The sequence below is a fragment of the Borrelia parkeri genome, assembly GCF_023035815.1.
Classification (GTDB): domain Bacteria; phylum Spirochaetota; class Spirochaetia; order Borreliales; family Borreliaceae; genus Borrelia; species Borrelia parkeri.
Genome location: NZ_CP073168.1, coordinates 15014 through 30161 on the forward strand (window position 1 = coordinate 15014; position 15148 = coordinate 30161).

A 15148-nucleotide genomic window follows, 5' to 3' on the forward strand; every position below is an offset into this window, starting at 1 on the left:
AATTACCGGTTCTGTTGTATTTACAAGCTGCACTTTTTAAGTAAAGATTATCACTAAATTTGATCTCAAGTAACTCTGCTTCTCCCGCGCTACTTACAAACCATCCATCAATTGTTGAACCAACTAATGTCTCACGGCCCTTAAATTTTTTAAAATAATTATATTTGTCAACACCGTTTGCATATTTGTTTTTTGTAACACTTCAATATTGCCTGAATGCATACGAACAAATTCATCAAATCCTAAAGACTCTAGTATCTTCCCCTTTATCATGCTTAAATTATCTTCAAATGGTATTTCCCTTCCTATAGCTTTAAGTATTCGCTCTCGCATTAATTTTTCTAAAGAATCAGCTCCAATAAACATACTTCCAACTTCACTTGCTCCCATACGCTTTAATGCTTCTCTTTGCATACTAAAATCAACCTTACTATTAAACTTAAAACATTCATCTCTTCCAATTTTTGGTAACTTACGTCTTATCTTATTTATTTTACTTACTTGTTTTTGTTTACCTTTAAGATTTTCTTGAATTTGATATGCAAAAGATTCAAATCCTTCAAACACCATCTGCCTGTACAAACCAAATTGTTGCATCCCCACCTCTGCTCTTTGTTCATTTATTTTTGTCATATTTATCATATTAAACTCCTACTTTATGAATTACTAGAAACAAATATATAGCAAAAATTGTTTTTGTCAAAACTTTTGTTATATTATTTTTGTTAAATTCTACAAAAATATATTTTCATTATAAATGGGTTTACTTTTTAACGTATATTGCACTATCATGGTTAGTAGTAAATTCATAAAATAGGAGATTTAAATGAGAGGCACAAAAAAGCCAATTTATAAAAACAAACACCAACACAAATTAATCGTTCTAATATCCACATTAGATTACGTGAACTTAAAGTTTAAAAAATACATTCAAAACGACATACTTTATTACTTTAATGGAAACTTAAGACGCAATGGACATAAAGAAACCACTCTTAAAACACTTCAAAAATATCTTTATAAATTAGAAAAAGTATTAGGTGTCACAATTAATTATCACAGACATTTGGGTGTTAATATGGGAACTGAAGTTCATTACAAACTTAAATACTCTAAAAAAGAATGTCATCGCATAATCAATAAACACTTTAGAGATAAAAAAGAAGAAAGATATCAAAAGCGTGTAAATGTTTATCTTAAAAAAAGATGTAATAAAAAGGAGAATGTAGAAAAGGAGGCATGTTTATATAATAAATATAATAAAAAAGAAGAAGATAAAAACATAAAATCTATAGAAAGATTACAAGTAGAAAAATACGCTAGGAAATGTAATTTTAAATCAAATGCTTTCCTCTCTATTTTGAATTTAGAAGCGGACAAAGATTTTAAAATTCAATCATTTAAAGCCATTAAAATAGCTGAAAATTGTAGTTACGAAAAGACAAATAGCATTCAACCAAATAACAGTAGGCTTAAGAATAAACAAAAAGAATTAAGTAAAATACTAGATGAGATAAAAGCCAATCTAGAAAATGAAGGGTATGATAGTAAACAATTAGAGATCCAAATACAAAACGTGTATGAACAATATAAAAACAAACCCCACTTTATTATAGAAAGAGATAAATACAGTGATTTAAAGAAGATAATAGAAAAACTTAAAAAAACAGTTGAATGTGCTAATAAAAACGTGAAAGAAAGTGAAAGAGACATTAGGAATAACGTATTTAGCATACTTCTTGAACAATTAAGACATAAAGTGGACATATCGGTTTTGGTACCAATATTAAAGAATTATTTAAGCAAACAGAACAAATTAGAATATAACAAGGTATTTAGTAACCATTACTACTATGAACTTTTAGAGTTAATGGAAGATAATAAAGATTATTTACAATTAGGAGAATCTAAAAAAATTACTAGTTAAGGATTAGTTATGGAGAGTGTGTTAGAACGCCTTAAAGATAAAAAATTAGAAATTAAGAATAAAATAGATAAACCTATCTTTATTAAGATAGAAAGCAAAAATAACAAAACTTTATATCATACAAAAATTATGACAGATTTTTATGCATTTGGGGTCAATAGAAAGCAAAGTAAATTCTTTATTTTGCTTAGAAAATTATTTAATAGAAAAGAAGCAGAATTTTTTAATCTATTTCCTGTAAGAGATGATGATAAATTTTTAGGCATTTATTATGGCTATAGAAAACCAATAAAAAATGTTGTAACAAGATATGAAGAAAATGGAGTTATGAAAGCATCTACTTTTTCAAAAGCTTATTATGTGGAGTTTAGATTTAAGAAGGGTAGTGTGTTTTCCTACATTGTAGGAATTTCTTACTTACTTAAAAAAGATAAAGTAGATACGAATTATTGCAAATTTTTAGTTGATAAGCTTTCAAACCTAGAAAAAGAAGTATATGAATTTTACGGGAAGAAGTTACCAGAAGGAGGTCTTATAACTAAATGGATAGAAAAAAACCTAAAATAATTAGTATTGCAAGTCTTAAGGGAGGTGTTGGAAAAAGTAGTACTGGACTAATATTTGCAACGCTCTTAAGCGAAAATTATAAAGTGCTTTTAATAGATATTGATACACAAGCTTCGATAACAAGTTATTTCTTTAATAAGATTAAATCGAAAGATATAGATTTGTCAAATATTAATATATACGAGGTATTGAAAGAAGATTCTTTAGAGATTAATAGTGCAATTATAAGTGTCGATAATAATTTAGATCTGATACCTAGTTATTTAAGCTTGCATAAGTTTAATCAGGAAGCCATTTCATTTAAAGAATTAAGATTGAAAAAGAGATTAGAATCTTTACAGGATAATTATGATTATATATTAATTGATACACCACCAAGTTTAGACTTTTCTTTGATAAATGCTTTAGTGAGTAGTCATTATATATTAGTGCCAATAACAGCTGAAAAATGGGCAGTTGAAAGTTTAGATTTATTAGAATTTTATTCTAATAAAATAGGAGCTAGTATACCTACTTTTATACTAGTAACTAGATTTAAAAAAAATAATACCCATAAACATTTACTTGACATCTTACAATCAAGAGATGAATTTTTAGGAGTAATAAGTGAAAGAGAAGATTTGAATAAAAGGATAGCAGAAAACAATGTTTTTGATTTAAACAAAGATTATATATATGAGTACCAAAGCGTACTTAAATGTTTTTTAGATAAAATGGAAAATACATTATCTTTTGGATGGAAAATATAATGGGGTTTTGAATAAAAGAAAGAACAATTTTCCGGCACCGGAAAAAATTTTTAGTTTTAGGAGGTTTAAATATGAATATACAATTAAATAAGAGGGATTTGTCTAATGAAAGTGATGCATTAGTTAAGTATAAGTCATTAAAGTCAAAATTAATTATTAACTTTAAATCTGAAATCTGTTCCAGAATAGAAACAATGAAAGTCTTAAAAGAAATAAAAGATAATGAATATTATAAACTTGATGGTTACAAGAATTTTGAAGATTTTACAAAAGATTATAAATTAGCCAAAACCCAAGCCTATGATTACTTAAAAATTGCCAGTGCTATAGAAGAAGGGATTATCGAAGAAAGTTTTTTAGTAGAAAACGGGTTTAGACAAACATTGTTTGTTTTGAGGAACAGTGAAAGTAAAACACTAAAAAAATCAAGAATAAATCCAATCAAGCCGTTGAGGTTTCAACTTAAGAATCAAGAAAGTTATGATTTTTATAAGCAAAATCCAAAGCTTACAGGGTTTATATTAGATAAGCTTTTTTCAAGTGAAAAGAAAATATTGGAAAAATTTGTAAATGAATTTAAAAGCATAAAAGATGAAAAGTAAGAAGTGTTTATAAAAAAATTAGCACATAAGATTTGAGGATGGAGTTCTTAGAAAGGGATTTACTGAAGCAGTAGTATGTTTGATTCTACTTTGGAATGATAATTTTAATTTTGAAGTTTTAAGAAAAAAATTAGAATTAATGCAATTTTCTTAGAAAAACTTAATATAAGAAATAGTATTTTCACTTTATTTTTCTTTTAGTAGTGCCAATAATCATATTTATGATTATGTCTCTAATAAGTAAGTTTTTTATGGGGTAAAAAAGTTATTAGTAGAGGGTTGATTTTATTTGTAATTTGTTGTATTTTAATTATCGTTAGTAGTGCTATTCATTTTAGAACTACCTATTTTATGATCACCACAGTGAGCCTTAGAGCTTAGTTAAGAATTCTTAGATAGAATGTTTAACTAAGCTCTAGATTTTTTTGTTAACGGTATTGAAAATTTTTATTTTTTGTTATATATTTGTTTTTAGTAATTCATAAAGTAGGAGTTTTACATGACAAAAAATATTATAAATACAAAAATTAGAATGCGCAGAGCAGTTAAAAAACAGAGTAAACAGACAGCAAGAAAAGTAACAGATATAAGAGTAAATAATCAAAATTCAGTAACAAATGAAAATCAAGCAAAGATAAACTTTTTAAAGTCTTTGCATAGTCTACAAATGCATTTAAGTGGTGTTGCTAAGAATCTTAATGGATATGGATATAAGTATCAAGATTTTAATGAGATAATAAGAGAAATAAAGAATGTTATAAAGAGCAATAATTTAGATATTGATTTTGTGCAATGTCCAACATTTAAAGTTGTAGGAAATAATACAATTAATGTTATTACAACAACATTTTACAGTCCCAAGAGTGGATATAGCGAGTCATTTGATACGCCTATTTACAGCGAAGAATTTTCTTCGCTAGGAGCAAAGAATCAAAATACATTACCTCAACTTGTAGGTTCATGCATAACATATTTTAAAAGATATGCTCTTGTAGGATACCTATCAATTGAGAGTGAAGTTGACACTGATGCTAGTTCCTTAGAGCATGTTCAAGAAGCTAATGGAGAAAGAGTTAGTAGTGTGGATGCTCCACTTGTAAATTCTTTAAAGAAAGATAAAGGTGTTAATACTAAAACAGTAACTAAAGGCATAACAAAACAACCACCTGTAAGTCACAAATCTGTAGTTAGCCTTAAAAATCTTCCTAAACGTGTACCTGCTAAGTATCATTATTACAAGAAATTGCTTCAAGCATCTAAAAGGATGCATTCGGTATTAGATGATGCACCTTTTGATAGTTTAGAAATGATAGATAAGTTTTTAATACAATTAAAGAATGATGATGATTCGAGTATACTCAAGTTTTTTGAAACCAAACCAGAGCTTAAAACTATAAAGTATTGGACTGAGCTTATAAATGATTATTTAATTTATTTTGTCACTGAATAAGAACTTAGATTGCTTTAAGTGCATTATTAATGACTTTATTTTTACTTATGTCTTGTAATAATTCAGGGACTTCTCCTAAAGATGGGCAAGCGGCTAAGGCTGATGGGACAATCCTTGACCTAGATACAATAACTAAAAACATAACAGAGGCTGTTGCTTTTGCTAAAGATGTTAAAGAAGTTCATACTTTAGTTAAATCCATTGATGAGCTTGCTAAAGCTATCGGGAAGAAAATTGGTGCTGCTGGTCTTGAAACTGATGCTGATAAGAATGCAAAATTAATTTCAGGAGCATATAGTATAATATCAGCTGTAGATACTAAATTAGCATCATTAGAAAAAAAAGTTGGAATTTCTGATGAAGTGAAGGGCAAAATTACTGCTGTTAAGAATGCAAGTACAGCCTTCTTAACCAAGGCTAAATCAAAGACAGCTGATCTTGCTAAAGATGATGTTAAGGATGCTGCTGCTAAGACAGCTATAGATATAGCAGATACTGGAGCCAAGGATAAAGGTGCGGAAGAGCTTATTGCTTTGAATACATCAATTAATGCATTGTTAAAGGATGCTGAAGCTGCAGTAACAGCTGCAATTAAGGAGCTTACAACCCCTGCTAAACCTTCTAACAACTAAGGCATAAACAAGTTAATTTATTATTATAAGATTACTTTTTAATCAATCGTAATTATTTGATAAAATAAAGTCTATAAATAATAAGCTAAGAGTATTCTTCTCTTAGCTTTTTTTGTTTCTTTATTCTATCTTTTTTTGCTTTACTTCTTTATTATACTTCTTAGATTACTTTGATTACTTTTATCTTTTAGACTTATATTTATGCTTTGATTTTATCTTGTTTTATCACTTAATAATAACTTAGATTACTTATTTTTACTTCTTAGCTGTGGAAGTGGTCAACTTCAAGCTGAGAAACTGGCTGCTGAATCTAAAATTTCTTTCTTTGATTCACTTATCAAAATAGGTCAAGGATTTCAAGAGATTTTTGGCTTTTTTGGTAATGCTATTGGGGATACTTTTGGACTTACAGCAGTTAAATCGGGTTATAAGAGAAGTAAAGTTGGTGAACACTTTGAGACTATAGGTGATGGACTTACAACTACTAAGGATAAGTTAAATGAGCTATCAGGTGAAATATCTGAAGCAAAAAATGCTAATAGCAGCACAATTGAAGCTGTTAAGAGTGCAATTAAAGGTGCAAATGGAGTTTTTGAAAAACTAGTTGCCGCTCTAACTAAACTTGCTGGGGTAACTAATGATAGTGCTACTGATATTGGTGATAATGCAGCTGGTGCTGCAGTAGCTGCCGATAAAGATAGCGTTGAAACTATTATTAAAGAAGTTAAAGCTATAATTGAGACTGCTACTGAGTCTGGTGTACAAATTGAAAAAGGAACTGAGGGTGCTAAAGTAGAAAATGCTAATGGACTTAAAGTAGTGGTTCACAATGCTGCTGCTGATGCTAATACTGGTCCTAAACTTGCTGAAGAGGTATCAAAAGCAGATTCATGGGCTATGATTGATAAAATTAAAAATGCTAATACTGATGGCAATGCTGTTGATGCTGCTGGTGCAGAAGCTGGTGCACTTTCTCTTGGTGGTAGTACTCAAAATGATAATGGAACTGCAAAAACCAATGCTGCCCTAGCAGCTGCTGTTGCTCTTAAGGCTATGACTAAGGGTGGTAAATTTAGTGCTGATAATGCAGATGCTGGAGCAGTTAAAGCTGCTGCTGTAATTGCTGTAAATAAGGTATTAGGAGTCATCGATGTGATAATTAGGAAAACAGTATCAATCAATCTAGATAAGATAAGAGAAGCTGTTAAGGGAATACAGTACTCTGAAACTACTACTGAATCAACTGAAGCTAGTACGACTACTCAACCGGCTGCTGCTAAATAAATTATCTAATTAAATAATCTACTAAATAAAGTCATTTTAGGGAAACTCTTCTTTTCATGAGAATTGTTTTCCTTTTATTTATATCTTGTCCCTATCTTATCCCCTTGAGAAAAAATGAGATACGTAATAGATACGTAATAATGAAAAGAATTACTTTTTGTGCGTTATTAATGACTTTATTTTTACTTCTTAGTTGTGGTAGTGGCAGTACTAAGTCTGAGGATCCTAAAACCACATTCTTAAACTCTATTGCTAATTTAGGTAAAGGGTTCTTAGATGTTTTTACTTCCCTTTCTGATATGGTTTCTGGTGCCTTTGGCATTAAGGCTGACACTAAAAAATCTGATATAGGGAAATACTTTAGTGATATTGAAACTACTATGAATACAGTTAAAAAGAAATTACAAGATGAAGTTGTTAAGAATGGGAATTACTCAAAACTTAAATCAGTTGTTGATACATTTATTACTAACACATTAGACAAGATTGCTGCAGGGGCTAAGACAGCTGCTAAAGGGGCAGAGGGTAATGACCCAATTGCTAATGTTGCTGTTGGTGGTGCAGATGCTGCTGGTGCAGGTGTTGCTGCTGGTTCTGATGCAGTTAAATCTCTTAGTGAAGGGATTGGAAAAATTGTAGATGTAGTACTTAAAGGCAAAGGAAGTGCTGATGCTGGTACTGATAAAAAAGCCGATGCTCTTGGTGATCGTGGTGCTAATGCTGGAGATGCAGGAAAGTTATTTGGTAATACTGGTAATAATGGTGCTATTGATTCTGCTGATAATGCAAAGAAAGCAGCAGCTGATGCAGCAAAAGCAGTTGGAGCCGTAACTGGTGCTGATATCTTGCAAGCTATTGTTAAAGATGGTGGAGATGCTGCTAAATTGGCTAAAAATACCGCAGAAGCGCAAGTTGCTAATGTTGCTACTGCTAAAGATGCAACTATTGCAGGAGGTATTGCACTGCGTGCAATGGCAAAGGGTGGTAAATTTGCTAATGAAAAGGATGCTGCTAATGCTGATGCAAAGAAAGCAGTAGAGGATGCAGTAGTAAGTGCAGTAACTAAAGCATTAAATGCATTAACTATTGCAATAAGAAATACTGTTGATAGTGGTTTAAAGTCAATAAATGATGTTCTTGCTACAGTTACACAAGAAGATAAAGCCGCAGAAGCTACTACACCTGCAGAAACAGCAACATCTAGTGTTCAATAATAAATAATTATTAATAAACATAACTAAATAAAGTCATTTTAGGAAAACTTTTCTCTCTTCATGAGAACCGTTTTCCTTTTTTACTATCTGTAATAATACTCAGGTTTAAATAGTATTGATAGCAATCCTTTAACAACAGATTGATGGTAAGACTGCATTTGAGCTTTTTGATACACTAAAGAAAATAGACCTAACACTATATATTGAAGATAGGGATGACGTTTTTGGTCATGGGAATATGACTAAAGCATTTCTTAAACTTAGAGCAGGTATGAGTCATAAGTTTAGGATTGTACCAATTAAACCTATAAGTAATAAATTTACTAGAATTGCTACGTTAATAGAACCATTTGCTACATCTAAACTTAGTATTATGGATTATTCAAGTAAGTCAGCTATATCTTATATTTATAAGTACAAAGGAGATGGTAAGGGTGATGATTCATTAGATAGCATGTAAGCATCATATATGTTATTGACTTTGGGTACTCGTAATCTTAAAGCACATTTTACTAACATAAGGTTCCTATAACACTTAAGATATTATATAATAATTACATAAGGAGTGTTTTTATGGGACTTGCTCAACCTGTTATTACTCAACAAATGGTTATAGCTGAACTTACTAAAGCTGGTATAAATAGAGATATCGCTATTGATTTATCTTATAGATATTATCGTAATGAACTGACTTACAAGGATATTGAGTATTTAGAGACTACTTTTAACCTTAAACTTGAAAAGGTAGAAGCAACCTTACAAGCTGATATTAGAGACCTTGATAATAAAATTGACAACGTTAGAAATGAGTTAAAATCTGATATTAGAGACTTGGATACCAAAATAGATACAGTCAGAAGTGAATTAAAATCTGACATTAAAGACCTTGATACCAAAATCGATTCTGTTGAGAATAATCTTAACACTAAAATTGATACCAAATTCAATGAACTTGATAACAAGATTGACAATGTTAGAAGTGAACTAAAATCAGACATTAAGGATCTGGATAATAAGATAGACACTGTTGAGAATAATCTTAACACTAAGATTGATAATGTTAAAAGTGAATTAAAATCCGATATTAAAGACTTGGATAATAAATTCGATACTAAATTTAATGAACTTGATAATAAGATTGATGTTAACAAAATGGAGCTTGATAATAAACTTGATAAAGCCACATCAGAATTTAAAAGTACATCAAGACTACATAATTGGATGTTTGGTACACTTATTACCCTTAATATAGGAATATTCTTAGCATTAATGTCATTATTAGTAAAGTAAATTTATTTAATTAGTCCCTTATTTAATTTTTTTACAAAAATTATTTAAATTTTGTTAGAGACAATTAATAGATTAGTTGTTATGTTGTGTTTAATTTCTGAAATGTTAAAGTATCTATGTTCTTTATTTACTGTTTTTATTTTATTCAAAGGTTGTTAACCATCTTACCCCCCTGAGGTAATAAGGAGGCACGTGATAATGAAAAGAATTACTTTTTGTGCGTTATTGATGACTTTATTTTTACTTCTTAGTTGTGGGAGTGGTAGTGCTAAGGTGGAAGATCCTAAAACTATATTCTTAACTTCTATTGCTAATTTAGGTAAGGGTTTCTTAGATGTTTTTACTTCCCTTTCTGATATGGTTTCTGGCGCTTTTGGTATTAAGGCTGACACTAAAAAGGAAGATATTGGAGCTTATTTCACTAAAATTGCAGAGACTATGACATCTGTTAAAAAGAAATTACAAGATGAAGTTGCTAAGAACGGGAATTACTTGAAACTTAAATCAGTCGTTGATACTTTTATCACAGGAACATTAGACAAGATCGCAGAAGGGGCTAAGACCGCTGGAGAGGCTATTGGTTCTGATAATAACCCAATTGCTAATGTTGCTACTGGTGATGCTGCAGGTACTGCTGGTGGGGATGTTGCAAACTTAGTAAAGGGAATTAAAAGTATTGTAGATATAGTACTTCAGGGTAAAGGAAATCCTGAGGCTGGTACTGAAAAAAAGGCAGATGGTCTTACTGTAAGAACAGATAATGGTGATGGTGAAGCAGGTAAATTATTTGCTAATGATAATGCTGGTGCTAATGCAAAGAAGGCCGCAGCTGATGCAGCAAAGGCAGTTGGTGCTGTAACTGGTGCTGACATTTTAAAAGCAATAGTTAAAAATGGTGCTAGTGCAGCTGCTAATGCTGCTAAGGCTAATGCTAAAGATGCTACTATTGCAGGAGCTATTGCGCTACGAGCAATGGCCAAGGATGGTAAATTTGCTGGTAAGTCTGATGCTGAGTATGCTCCTGAAGTTAAAGGAGTAGCAGTAAGTGCTGTTACTAAAGCATTAAATACATTAACTATTGCAATAAGAAATACTGTTGATAGTGGATTAAAGTCAATAAGTGAAGCACTAGCAGCCGTTAAAAAAGAAGATAAGTCTGCAGAAGCTACTACACCTGCAGAAACAACAGCTAGTGGACAAAAACAGTAAATAATTATTAATAAAACATAACTAAATAAAGTCATTTGAGGAAAACTATTTCTCTTCATGAGATTTGTTTTCCTTTTATTTTTAAGCTGAGAAACTGGCTTCTTAATCTAAAATTTCTTTCTTTGATTCACTTATCAAAATAGGTCATGGATTTCAAGAGATTTTTGGCTTTTTTGGTAATGCTATTGGTGATGCTTTTGGACTTACAGCTGTTAAATCTGGTGACAAGAGAAGTAAAGTTGGTGAACACTTTAAGACTATAGGAGAGGGACTTACAACTACTAAGAATAAGTTAAATGAGCTATCAAGTAAAATATCTGAAGTAAAAAATGCTAATGGTAGCACAATTGAAGCTGTTAAGGGTGCAATTAACAGTGCAAATGATGTCTTTGAACAACTAATTGCTGCTCTAATTAAACTTGCTGGTGCTACTGGAGATACTGTTATTGCTAATGGTACTGATGCTGCAGCGGCTGCTGGTGGTGCTACTGCACCTGCTCAAGAGGCTAGTGTTAATACAATAATTGAAAATGTAAATGCAATTATTGATGTAGCAGATAAGTCTGGCGTAAAGATTAATGTGGGAGATGCTGGTGGTCAGGTAGCTGGGGGTGGTGCTACTGCACCTGCTGCACTTGTTGGTAAAAATGCTGGTGCGGCTCCTGATGCTAATTCTGGTCCTGCTTTAGCAGCTGAAATATCTAAAGCTGATCCATGGGCTATGATTAATAAAATCAAAAATACTAAAGTCAAAACAGGTAATGTTTCTGGTGACAATACTAATGAAGCTGGGGCATTAGCTGCTGGAACTGGGGTTGATAATGCTGGTGCAAAGAGTAATGCAGACCTAGCTGCTGCTGTTGCTCTTAAAGCCATAACTAAAGGTGGTAAGTTTAGTAATGCTGCTAATGAAGCTGGAGCAGTTAAGGCAGCTGCTGTAACTGCTGTAAATAAAGTATTAGGAGTACTTAATTTTATAATTAGGGAAACAGTAGAAAGCAATCTAGATAAGATAAGAGAAGCTGTTAAGGGAATACAATATTCTGAAAGTACTACTGAATCAACTGAAGCTACTACTACTCAATCCGCTGTTACTAAATAAATTATCTATTTAAATAATCTACTAAATAAAGTCATTTGAGGAAAACTTTTATCTCTTTATGAGATTCGTTTTCCTTTTTGGATTTTATTTATATAGATATTTGTACTAAAGATAAGACAGTAACTTTTAACCAGTTCCATATTAATAGGTGTAAGTAATTAATTTTATTTTATTAAAATAATTTTGAATTGCCTTTAATTATTACAGAATCAAATAACCGGGGTTTTATGAAATTTATTTTTGTTATTTAAAATAAAAGGGTGTACACTTACCAGTAATTATTGTATTTCAATATCGAGATTTAATAATTAAATAATCTAATATCCCAGGAGGGAGATATGAAGAGAAGTATTTTATCAGTATGTATACTAGCATTATTATGTTTGTTATCATGTGATATCAATGCCCTTAATGATTTATTAAATGAAGTAAGGGAAAAAGTTTTAGATGAAAGCAAAGATAATAAAGATTTAAACCATAAACAAGAAAATCAGGAACAAAAAGAAGTTGTTATAGATGCTTTTGAAGAGGGTGTAGAAATAAAACAAGACATGCAGGTAGTGCCTGTAGCCCCAGTAATTTCTGTCAATGCAGATAATGTGGAAAAGGGAATGCCAATGTTCTATCCATACTATTCTCAAGAAGAAATAGAGATAAAAGAAGAGGACTTAACCCCAAGTACTGATGAAGAGATCAAAGCACAAGAAGAAATTGAAAATATAAAAAGTGCTCTTGGAGATTCTGGATTCCAGCAATTAATAATTAAGAATGCACTTGAGTTTAAAGATAGATATGAGCTAGGAAGAGCTGATTTTTATGATATAATGGGAAAATTTCAGAGTGAAAGAATATCACTAACCAAAAAGCGTAAGGAAAATATAGAAAAGATAAGAAAGTTAACTCAATTGCAAAATAAGTTCAATGATGAAAGATCGAATCTCGAGAGGCTTATGAATGAAGTCGATAGTGGATTTAATGAGCTAGAATCCGCAAAATATTTTTTTGAAAAAGCTGAAAAAACTTTAAGAGAATCTATGATTGAAAGATTGAGAAATAAACGTAGGAGTTACTGGTCAAGAAAAGTAGACAGTGATTTTTTAGCTAGACAGGCACTAAGAGAAGCAGAGAATGCGTTAAAACAATTAGAATCTTCTTCTGTGAAGTTAATTGAAGCAATGGCAAAGATAAAAGAAATAGAAGAACTTATTAGTGAGGCAAAAACTGTTCTATAGAATCTTTCAAGATAAAGACTGAAAGATTTAAATATTTTATAATATTAGTATTTTCAAGAAGAGTTCTTTTATAAGGAACTCTCTTTAATTTTATTTAAATAAGTTTCTAAAAACTATATAATGATTTAAATTGAATAACTAGTAAATTCTTTTAAAGCTTTGAGGGGTAATTGATTTTGAATACTGATATTGAAAGAGATGATTTATTAAATAAGGAATATAAGGTTTTAGATAAAGGCTTTATCAAGTTTGTTGATTATATGATGAGCTTATAGATTCTTAATGAATAATGAACATACAAGTCTATATAAACAAGTAGTTTTAAGTTTTATGTTAAGGAGCATATTTATTGACAAACTATAGTTATTCAAGAAGATAAATCCGTATAGAGAAGCTGTTAAGATAGCAGAAATAACAGCTAGTGCATAAAAATAAGGAATCATGGATATAAAAAAGGTCATTTAAAGTAAAGATTTTCTTGTGATTTAAAAGGTCATACAGGTGATATGTTTTCATGTATATAAAATTATACTAATTGATATTAATCTATTTTTGATCATTTTAGGAATTATTTAAGATTGTAGTTGTTTGCATTGAAACCACAACTTAACAATATTAAGATAAAGGTAATAGTTTTAAATAAATAATAATAGTAGTGTAAAACATAGTAGTAGTACTACGTCTTTTTAAAGAGGTAATAAAAAAAATAGAGAATTTTAATTAAAATAATTTGTATTTTAGATAAAGTGATATATATTATAAATTAATAATGATTATTATTTAATATAATAATCATTATTAATTTATAATATATAATTTGATATCCCAGGAGGGAGATATGAAGAGAAGTGTTTTATCAGTATGCGTGCTAGCATTGTTATGTTTTTTATCATGTGATATAAAGGCCCTTAATAAATTGTTAGATAAATCAAGAGAAAAATTTTTAGAAGAAAACAAAAAGGTAGAAGATTTAAAGTCTAAAGAAGAAAATCAAGAAATTAAAGAAGAGCAAGTAGATGTTGTTGCAAGGATTGAAGAGGGTATAAAAATAAATCAAAAAAACTTACAAAAAAAAGGTATTGATCAGGAGCTTAAAGAGAAAAGACCTGAAGATAGAGTAGGGCAAAAACAGTCTATATCTCAATCTAATAGGTTAACTGAAGAGGAAGAATCTTATCTTGTTAGTTACGATGATGAGGTTAATGAAATTAATAGCAAGGTTAGTCGTAAATTAGTAACTATTGAGGCAATGCATAGTGAGGTAAGTTCATCATTGTCAGAGATTGAGAGTATGCAAGCTAATATTATTAAAGCTAATTCTGATCTTGATAGGGCAAGAGGTTCTAATGGAAATGGTATTGATCAAAATGTGAAGATAAATTTATATCAAGCAATTGAGAAAGTTAGGGGTAGTAGAAATATTGCAATGGTGCGATATAAGGAGCAATTTAATGCATTACAAAATGCAAAAAGTTATGCTGAGCATGCAAAGAGTTCTACTGAGTCTGCTTTAAGGCATTTAGCACAGATAAGGTCAAATGGTTATTATTATGTAGGTTTTATTGTAGATAGTATTTCGAAGGCAAAAATTAGTTTAAGTAGTGCAGGAAGTGTATTTAAGCAAGTAGAAACAAACTTAGATAGTTTAAGGACTTCCATGGAACAAGCAAAAAAAGATTTTGCTGATTTAAAGGCAGCACATGAAGCATTAGGTTTTGATAAAAAGTAATACATATCATGTTGATGGTAAAGCAATATGTAATTAATAATTTTATTACTTTTTTAGAGTATGATATTTAAGTTAAATAGGGTTTAAATAATATTAAACTCTATTGTTGTGTTTTGTAATTTGTTTAATTTAGAAGTATTATACTAAAAACAATTTAACTA

13 protein-coding genes and 2 pseudogenes are annotated in these 15148 nt (G+C 30.2%); 14 read left to right on the forward strand and 1 reads right to left on the reverse strand.

The genetic code is table 11. The annotated features are described in order from the left end of the window. Positions 1-123: 123 nt before the first annotated feature. Entirely contained in the window at positions 124-633 is a 510-nt protein-coding gene (locus bpSLO_RS06440; RefSeq protein ID WP_246990062.1) for a hypothetical protein, read from the reverse strand. Between the two features lie 193 nt (positions 634-826). Here bpSLO_RS06440 and bpSLO_RS06445 point away from each other — a divergent pair, with 193 nt between their 5' ends. The 14 genes and pseudogenes from bpSLO_RS06445 (at position 827) to bpSLO_RS06510 (ending at position 14987) form a co-directional block, all read left to right on the forward strand. Continuing rightward, the gene (locus bpSLO_RS06445; RefSeq protein ID WP_246990063.1) at positions 827-1927 is read left to right on the forward strand and encodes a plasmid maintenance protein; all 1101 of its coding nucleotides are present in this window, start codon (positions 827-829) and stop codon (positions 1925-1927) included. A 9-nt stretch (positions 1928-1936) separates the two neighbouring features. Further along, the gene (locus bpSLO_RS06450; protein ID WP_246990064.1) at positions 1937-2494 is read left to right on the forward strand and encodes a DUF226 domain-containing protein; all 558 of its coding nucleotides are present in this window, start codon (positions 1937-1939) and stop codon (positions 2492-2494) included. Continuing rightward, the gene (locus bpSLO_RS06455) at positions 2470-3243 is read left to right on the forward strand and encodes a ParA family protein (RefSeq protein WP_246990065.1); all 774 of its coding nucleotides are present in this window, start codon (positions 2470-2472) and stop codon (positions 3241-3243) included. The genes bpSLO_RS06450 and bpSLO_RS06455 overlap by 25 nt, the downstream gene beginning before the upstream one ends. A gap of 71 nt (positions 3244-3314) precedes the next feature. Continuing rightward, the gene (locus tag bpSLO_RS06460; RefSeq protein WP_246990066.1) at positions 3315-3845 is read left to right on the forward strand and encodes a chromosome replication/partitioning protein; all 531 of its coding nucleotides are present in this window, start codon (positions 3315-3317) and stop codon (positions 3843-3845) included. Between the two features lie 499 nt (positions 3846-4344). Continuing rightward, positions 4345-5295, forward strand: coding sequence for an ERF family protein (locus bpSLO_RS06465; protein WP_246990067.1), 951 nt, complete (start codon positions 4345-4347; stop codon positions 5293-5295). Positions 5296-5324: 29 nt separating this feature from the next. Further along, positions 5325-5927, forward strand: a complete 603-nt coding sequence (locus bpSLO_RS06470) for a Vsp/OspC family lipoprotein (RefSeq protein ID WP_246990068.1) — start codon at positions 5325-5327, stop codon at positions 5925-5927. 249 nt (positions 5928-6176) lie between these two features. Next, positions 6177-7211, forward strand: a pseudogene (locus bpSLO_RS06475) (variable large family protein); the annotation flags it as partial. Between the two features lie 137 nt (positions 7212-7348). After that, positions 7349-8425: a variable large family protein gene (locus bpSLO_RS06480; protein WP_246990071.1), complete on the forward strand. Its 1077-nt coding sequence runs from the start codon at positions 7349-7351 to the stop codon at positions 8423-8425. Between the two features lie 238 nt (positions 8426-8663). Then, positions 8664-8885, forward strand: coding sequence for a hypothetical protein (locus bpSLO_RS06485; RefSeq protein ID WP_025407576.1), 222 nt, complete (start codon positions 8664-8666; stop codon positions 8883-8885). Positions 8886-8998: 113 nt separating this feature from the next. Then, a complete protein-coding gene (bdr, locus tag bpSLO_RS06490; RefSeq protein ID WP_025407575.1) occupies positions 8999-9715 on the forward strand; it encodes a Bdr family repetitive protein in 717 nt (238 codons plus the stop codon). Positions 9716-9913: 198 nt separating this feature from the next. Continuing rightward, positions 9914-10924, forward strand: a complete 1011-nt coding sequence (locus bpSLO_RS06495; RefSeq protein WP_432432497.1) for a variable large family protein — start codon at positions 9914-9916, stop codon at positions 10922-10924. A gap of 106 nt (positions 10925-11030) precedes the next feature. Then, positions 11031-12026 (forward strand): annotated as a pseudogene (locus bpSLO_RS06500) (variable large family protein); the annotation flags it as partial. A 338-nt stretch (positions 12027-12364) separates the two neighbouring features. Next, complete coding sequence (locus bpSLO_RS06505) at positions 12365-13258, forward strand: P12 family lipoprotein (protein WP_246989999.1); 894 nt, start codon at positions 12365-12367, stop codon at positions 13256-13258. Positions 13259-14096: 838 nt separating this feature from the next. After that, positions 14097-14987 (forward strand): hypothetical protein, encoded by an 891-nt coding sequence (locus bpSLO_RS06510; protein ID WP_246990069.1) that lies wholly within the window; start codon positions 14097-14099, stop codon positions 14985-14987. Positions 14988-15148 lie beyond the last annotated feature (161 nt).

What these genes read in the sequence shown, in the direction of transcription:
- bpSLO_RS06440 (WP_246990062.1), bottom strand. Translation starts at nt 633, where the DNA reads ATGACAAAAATAAATGAACAAAGAGCAGAGGTGGGGATGCAACAATTT.
- bpSLO_RS06445 (WP_246990063.1), top strand. Translation starts at nt 827, where the DNA reads ATGAGAGGCACAAAAAAGCCAATTTATAAAAACAAACACCAACACAAA.
- bpSLO_RS06450 (WP_246990064.1), top strand. Translation starts at nt 1,937, where the DNA reads ATGGAGAGTGTGTTAGAACGCCTTAAAGATAAAAAATTAGAAATTAAG.
- bpSLO_RS06455 (WP_246990065.1), top strand. Translation starts at nt 2,470, where the DNA reads ATGGATAGAAAAAAACCTAAAATAATTAGTATTGCAAGTCTTAAGGGA.
- bpSLO_RS06460 (WP_246990066.1), top strand. Translation starts at nt 3,315, where the DNA reads ATGAATATACAATTAAATAAGAGGGATTTGTCTAATGAAAGTGATGCA.
- bpSLO_RS06465 (WP_246990067.1), top strand. Translation starts at nt 4,345, where the DNA reads ATGACAAAAAATATTATAAATACAAAAATTAGAATGCGCAGAGCAGTT.
- bpSLO_RS06470 (WP_246990068.1), top strand. Translation starts at nt 5,325, where the DNA reads ATGACTTTATTTTTACTTATGTCTTGTAATAATTCAGGGACTTCTCCT.
- bpSLO_RS06485 (WP_025407576.1), top strand. Translation starts at nt 8,664, where the DNA reads ATGACTAAAGCATTTCTTAAACTTAGAGCAGGTATGAGTCATAAGTTT.
- bdr (WP_025407575.1), top strand. Translation starts at nt 8,999, where the DNA reads ATGGGACTTGCTCAACCTGTTATTACTCAACAAATGGTTATAGCTGAA.
- bpSLO_RS06495 (WP_432432497.1), top strand. Translation starts at nt 9,914, where the DNA reads ATGAAAAGAATTACTTTTTGTGCGTTATTGATGACTTTATTTTTACTT.
- bpSLO_RS06505 (WP_246989999.1), top strand. Translation starts at nt 12,365, where the DNA reads ATGAAGAGAAGTATTTTATCAGTATGTATACTAGCATTATTATGTTTG.
- bpSLO_RS06510 (WP_246990069.1), top strand. Translation starts at nt 14,097, where the DNA reads ATGAAGAGAAGTGTTTTATCAGTATGCGTGCTAGCATTGTTATGTTTT.